5 protein-coding genes are annotated in these 4,959 nt (G+C 72.0%); 2 read left to right on the top strand and 3 right to left on the bottom strand.

Annotated elements, in window-relative coordinates; translation table 11 throughout:
- From RMO85_RS18365 to RMO85_RS18355, 3 genes are all read right to left on the bottom strand, one after another.
- On the bottom strand, positions 1–864 hold an 864-nt coding region (locus RMO85_RS18365), incomplete at its 3' end, for a helicase-associated domain-containing protein (protein WP_310530165.1).
- Complete coding sequence (locus RMO85_RS18360; protein ID WP_310530164.1) at positions 861–1,385, bottom strand: CGNR zinc finger domain-containing protein; 525 nt, start codon at positions 1,383–1,385, stop codon at positions 861–863. The genes RMO85_RS18365 and RMO85_RS18360, both read right to left, overlap by 4 nt.
- 9 nt (positions 1,386–1,394) lie before the next feature.
- Positions 1,395–3,680, bottom strand: a complete 2,286-nt coding sequence (locus RMO85_RS18355) for a helicase C-terminal domain-containing protein (protein ID WP_310530163.1) — start codon at positions 3,678–3,680, stop codon at positions 1,395–1,397.
- Positions 3,681–3,742: 62 nt separating this feature from the next.
- Between RMO85_RS18355 and RMO85_RS18350 the strand changes: the two genes are divergently transcribed.
- Positions 3,743–4,561 (top strand): protein phosphatase 2C domain-containing protein, encoded by an 819-nt coding sequence (locus tag RMO85_RS18350; protein WP_310530161.1) that lies wholly within the window; start codon positions 3,743–3,745, stop codon positions 4,559–4,561.
- On the top strand, positions 4,558–4,959 hold a 402-nt coding region (locus RMO85_RS18345; protein ID WP_310530160.1), incomplete at its 3' end, for a hypothetical protein. The genes RMO85_RS18350 and RMO85_RS18345, both read left to right, overlap by 4 nt.

Raw genomic sequence — 4,959 nt, 5'->3', positions numbered from 1 at the left:
GTCGAGCAGCTCGAGATGGCTGTAGACCCCCTTCCTCCTGGTCGTCAGCACCTGATAGGTCGCGATGGTGACGGGGCGGACCTCCTTGACGGCGCCGGAGTACTCCCCGATCTCGTCGGCGGTCAGCGTGGTGCGGCGGATGAGCTCGTCCTTCCACTGCCGCGCGCTGACGGTGTTGGTCACGAGGATCAGCGTGGTGGCTCCGGCACGTGCCATCGCCGCCGCTCCGACGATCGTCTTGCCGGCGCCGCAGGGAAGCACGACCACGCCGGATCCGCCCTCCCAGAAGGAGTCGGCCGCGTCGCGTTGGTAGGGGCGCAGGCTCCAGCCGTCCTCGACGAGGCCGATCTCATGGGCCTCGCCGTCGACGTAGCCCGCGAAGTCCTCGGCCGGCCAGCCCAGCTTGAGCAGTGCCTGCTTGAGGTTGCCGCGCTCGCTGGAGTGCACGACCACCGAGTCGTCGTCGATGCGGTTGCCCAGCATGCCGGCGATCTTCTTGGCTCGGAGCACCTCCTCGAGAACGGGCCGGTCGGTGGAGGAGAGGACGAGGCCGTGGGTGGGGTGCTTCTCCAGCCGCAGCCGGCCGTAGCGGCCCATCGTCTCGGCGATGTCGACGAGCAGGGCGTGGGGCACGGCGTAGCGGCTGAACGACAGCAGCGCGTCGACCACCTGCTCGGCGTCGTGGCCCGCGGCCCGCGCGTTCCACAGGCCCAACGGGGTCAGGCGGTAGGTGTGGATGTGCTCCGGCGAGCGCTCGAGCTCCGCGAAGGGCGCGATCGCCTTGCGGGCGTCGCTCGCGCGTGGGTGGTCGATCTCCAGCAGCAGCGTCTTGTCGCTCTGGACGATCAGGGGTCCATCATTCACAGGGCGGCAGCCTTCTGGCGCGCCCGATAGGCGGCGACGTTGGCGCGCGACGAGCACCGCTCGGAGCAGTAGCGTCGCGACTGGTTGGGTGAGGTGTCCACGAAGACGTGGTCGCACTTGGCGGCCTGGCACAGCCCGAGGCGGGTGGCACCGAGGTCGCAGACGAGGTTGGCCAGGCCCATCAGGGATTCGCTGATCATCAGCTCGGACACCGACGCGGCGCGGTTGGCCACGTGCATGTGCAGGTCGCTGGGGTCGTGGTCGCTGATCATCGGCGTCACCGGGTGCTCGATCAGCAGGTCGTTGAGGAGGGCGACCACCGCGCGCACGTCACCGCGGTCGGACGCCTCGAACACGGGTCGCAGCACGGTCTGGAAGCTGCGCAACGCGGTCACGTCGCGCTCGGTGACGGTGGGGTGCAGCCACTCGCGCCGCTCGAGGTGGGCCAGCAGCGCATCGACGTCGGGCAGCTCGGTGTTGAGCAGGGCCGCCGCAGCCTCGGCGTACCGGATGAAGTCCACCTGACCACTCTACGGTTGGGGCGGGGACAGCGGAGTCACGGTCGTGATGCGGTGCACGGCGAAGAGCCGCTCGTCGTCGCTGCGGTGGTCGTGTGCCATCAACTGGCCACCCTCGAGTCGCAGCGGATCGACCACGCGATCCGAGCTGGCGCCGTGGTTGTCGACGTAGCCGATCACCACGGTCTCCCTCATCTCGATGGCTTCTCGCAGCGCGGCCAGCGCACTCGAGGGCGTGGTCGCGACGGCGGGTGAGGTGGGCCGGCTCGCGGTGGCGACGTCGCCGCTGCGGATGGCGGTGACGACCGAGGTGATGGTGGCCTGCGCCCGAGCCTGCGCGGCTCCGTGAGTGCGGGACGCTCGCGGTCGCCGGGCACGCAGCAGGTCACGCCGAGCCACCCGCACGGTCCCGTCGGGGGCCTCCACGACAGGCGCGGCGCCGAGCTCGCGCAGCCTCGGCAGGAGTACGTCGATGGGCATGGTCGAGATCAGCACGGTGGGCGCGATACGACGCAGTCCGAGCGTGCCGGCCCTCGGGTTGTGCAGCAGCTCGGTGAGCGCGGCCTCGTCGTCGGCGCGCAGGAACGCCTCCGCCTGCCCGACCCGCACCGTCCCGAAGGTCCGCGCGACATCGTCGACGAGGTAGGTCAGTGGCTGGGGGACCGGCGTGCGGGACACCGAGCCGATGAAGTCGTGCACCTCGAGGGCGGACCAGCCGGCGTCGAACGCCCGGCGGACCGAGCCGCTGGTGAAGCGGTAGACGGTCGCGCCACCGCGGGACTCGACGTCGGCGAGGAGGTGGAGCGTGCGCGCCAACTCGGTCTCGAGCGGCCCGGGCGCGACAGCCGTCAGGTCGGCCTGCAGGAGGACGTGGTCGACCGGCTGGGGCAGGTGCGGGGCGATCGCCGCCAGGGCGGCGTCGTGGTCGTGGGCGATGACGGCCCGTCCGGCCCTCGACAGGCCGCCGGCGCCGACGAGCCCGAGCAGCCCGGCCTCGTGGACGGCCGCCGCGACCAGGTCGCGGTGCACCGACGGGCGGCGCGGGCGCAGCCAGGACACCCGCTCGACGAGCGAGGGCACGCCGGTGCCGGTCGCCAGCACCGATCCCTCCTCGAGCCCGGCCAGCTGGGCCAGGGCCAGGGATCTCGCCTCGGGAGCCATCACGCTGGACAGGTCGGGCGCGAGCGCGTTCCAGGTCTTGCCGCCCGGGTCCTTGGCGCCGATCAGGCTCGGCAGGCGGGTGGTGTCGAGCCACGCGAGCGCGAGCGTCACCCACCGCTCGGCGGTCGAGCCCGCGGCCCAGGTGTCGAAGGCGTCGGTCGGCAGCCAGACCTCGTTGCCGTCCGGGTCAGCGGCCGTGGTCAGCAGCCCCGCGGTCGAGGCGACCTCGATCAGCAGCCCGGCCTCGGGCTCGGTGACCTGGAGCTCGGCTGCGGTCGCCCTGAGGTCCCGCACGCCCAGCCCGCCGCTGCGCAACGTCGCGGGCGGCTCGAGGCCCCAGTGATCGAGGAGGAGCTCAGTGCGGCGTACGACGTCGAAGCCAGCGCCGCCGGCGGTCCGGTCGACGAGCGCGGCGTCGCGCCGGGTCGTCGCCAGCCCGGGCACCTGGTCGCGGGGACTGGTCGTGGTGTGGCCGCCGCGCAGCGCGATCCCGACCTCACCGGGGAGGACCAGCAGGCCGCCCTCGCGGGGGGCCAGCAGCCGGTGCGCGATGAGCTCCTCGACCGGTGTCGTGGCGTCGGCCGGTGACACGGTCCGCCGCGCGTTGCCGGTGGTGCCCTCGCAGCCGTTGGCGAGCACGTGCTCGAGCAGGGCGCGGGCGCGGGGACTGATCGCCTCGAGGCGTGCGGTGACCTCGTCGGGGGTCCCCGGGTCGGCGGACATCGGTCGCAGACCGCTCACGCCGGCGGAGTCGTCCCCCCGGAGCGCCTCGCCGACACCGCTCAACGGCCGCAAGCCACCGGGCGACTCCCAGACCAGCGCGAGGTCGACCAGCCGCTCGGTCGCCGCCGCGGTGACGGCGGGCTCGGCATGCACGATGCGGAGAAGTTCCGAGGGGGTGGTTTGGTTCGCAACCACGAGGGCATCAAGCACGGAGAGCTCGAGACGGGTGAGGTTGTCGAGCGCCCGGAGGACAGAGATGCGAGTCGCGGCACGCGAGGCGAGCTGCGCGGAATCATGAGGTGCAGGAGTGGCGAGATCCGGTCGGTCGCGAAGCAGCGCCGCGAGTCGCTCGTCCGGCCAGCGGCGCAACTGGTCTGCCAGCGTCCGCGGGGGCGCCTGCTCCTTTGTCGACATCCCTTCTACGCTACTCGCCGAGCCCACGGTGAGGCTCATCGTCGACGAGGGTGAGGCTGGGCATGAAGCCGGTTGATCTGCACCACGGGTCCGCCTCCGACGTGGGCCACGTGCGCAAGGTCAACGAGGACTCCTACCTGGTCGCCCCGCCGGTCTTCGTGGTGGCCGACGGGATGGGCGGGCACTCGGGCGGCGACGTCGCCAGCCGGATCGTGGTCGAGGAGTTCGCCCGGCTCGCGGAGGAGGGCTACGACCCGCGACGCGGAGCCGAGTCCGTCGCCGAGACACTGTCGCGGGCGCAGGTCCGGATTCTCGAGTACGGCGAAGCGCAGCGCTCCACGCACCCGCGCTGGCACGCCGGCACCACCTGCGTTGCGGCCGTGCTCGTCGAGGACCACGAGGACACCTTGTGGCTGCTGGTCAACCTCGGCGACTCGCGGATCTATCGATTCAACGACGGCGAGCTCGACCAGGTCAGCGTCGACCACTCGGTGGTCCAGGAGCTGGTCGAGGCCGGCGCGATCACTGCCGAGGAAGCGACCACGCACCCCGAGCGCCATGTCATCACCCGCGCGCTCGGCAGCCCCGAGGGTGTGGCTCCCGACTTCTTCCTGCTGCCGCTCTCGGCCGCCGAGCGACTCCTGCTCTGCAGCGACGGCATCAGCGGCATGATCGGGGACGGGGAGATCGAGGACATCCTCGAGCGCGTCCACGATCCGCGTGATGCCGCTGACGCGCTCGTGCGAGCCGCCCTCGAGGCTGGGGGGCGCGACAACGCCACGGCGGTGGTCGTCGATGTGGTGGGATTGGTCCACGACGATTCCTATGACTCCGAGCGCCAGCGCGCGAGTCTCGAAGACAAACTGGGGGCCCGACCGTGACGCAGGACGCCACGCACCACAGGACGTTCGCCGCGGGCGACTGGTATGCCGTGGTGGGGGAACAGGTGACGGCCCTGATCCCGGCCGACGCCCGCGCCCGGGTCGCGGGTCTGTGGGACCTCGCCGACGGCGGTGCCACGTTCGACGAGATGCTCGACGGACTCCTGGCCGAGGGTCTCAGCAGCCTGTCCGGCTTCGGACTCGTCGGTCATGGCGACCGCACGCGCGTGCTGGTCCGCGGTGACGTGATCGCCACCTTCCACACTGCGCAGGGCGACCTCGACATCGCACACGAGCCCGACGCCTTGTGGGCCGACCGCACGCTCGAGGGCGTCACCGGTGGCCGGATCAGCGTCGGTCACCTGCGCCACCAGCCCGACCTCGCGCTTCTCACCGGG

The sequence above is a fragment of the Nocardioides sp. genome (genome assembly GCF_031422975.1).
Classification (GTDB): Bacteria; Actinomycetota; Actinomycetes; order Propionibacteriales; family Nocardioidaceae; genus Nocardioides.
Note: the sequence above shows the minus strand (reverse complement) of the source record. Positions and strands in the feature narration are given on the sequence as shown.